General features: G+C 62.2%; 1 protein-coding gene. It reads right to left on the reverse strand.

Features of this window, described 5'->3' with window-relative positions; translation table 11 throughout:
- Positions 1-1,078: hypothetical protein (locus NZL82_RS19765; protein ID WP_261271390.1), on the reverse strand; the 1,078-nt coding region annotated here is incomplete at both ends.

The raw sequence follows: 1,078 nt of genomic DNA on the forward strand, positions 1-1,078 counted from the left end.
GCCAGCATCTTCGTATTCTGGGATAGGTCGGATGCACGCGCGCCCACACGCGTCAGCTTCATGTGTGCGACAATGCCTGTAAGGCCGGTAGGAACGACTGCGCGCGGCCCATAGCCGTTCCCGCCGATGTAGTTGGCGAGATCGTTACTGCCATCCATCAGGCTATCGCCAAGGAATGCCAGAGCCTTGGAGGTGCCGGTAAATCGACCGAGAACGGCACACGGACCCGTAGACCAGCTGCCAGAGGTGGTGCCGCCAGTCGGGGCAGCGATCGTTCCCGTTGTGTCGACCTGTTCGGCGCGGTTGACCGGATCGTATACCACCGATCGGGCGCCCGTGACCGATTGGTTATTAACGCCCACCGGCCATGTCGATCCCGCAGCGGAGACAGACTCAATCCCCCGAACCCAGAATTTTCGATCAGCCGGGAAGACGGTGAGGCCGAACATTGATGGCGTCAGTGGGTCGCTCTGAAAATCGTTTACGCCGCCCGTAAGCGAAGCCCCACGCTGCCCTGAGAATGTAACCGGAACGACCGTGGAGGTGCCATCTAGTTCGACCGCCACCTTGTAGATCGTGCGAGCGCCGGTATCGACGGATACCCCAAACGTGCTCATCGCCCATGCGGTCCATGACAGCCGGATTTCCGAGCAATCGCCGCCCATGAAGAACGGGTAGCGGTAGATGATTTCGGTGCGCGTGCCACTCGCTGTGGCAACGTTCGTTGCCAGCTGGAAATTCGTCCCCACGACGCGCAGCGGGCTGACTGGAGCCGCCGGATCTTTCACTGACGTAAAGGTCAGCGGCTCCTCAACGGCTCGCGATCCTTTGCTTGCACGGATGATGATCGTGGACGCCTGCCCATCGGCCTGCGCCCCTGTCCCCGCGACGATCCTGCCACCGGACGCCAGCGCAAGCTGCGCGGGCGCAGTGCCGACGACGGTATAGGTGGATCCGGTACCGAAAGGATCCGTCAGGGACGCAATCAGCGCACCCTGAGAAATAGTGGTGTAATAGGTGGTCTTGTTGGCCGAAAGACCCGGCCCGCCGCCCGCGCTGCCGCCTAGGCCGATGCCCA

It is taken from the genome of Sphingomonas sp. LC-1 (assembly GCF_025371035.1).
Classification (GTDB): Bacteria; Pseudomonadota; Alphaproteobacteria; order Sphingomonadales; family Sphingomonadaceae; genus Sphingomonas; species Sphingomonas sanguinis_E.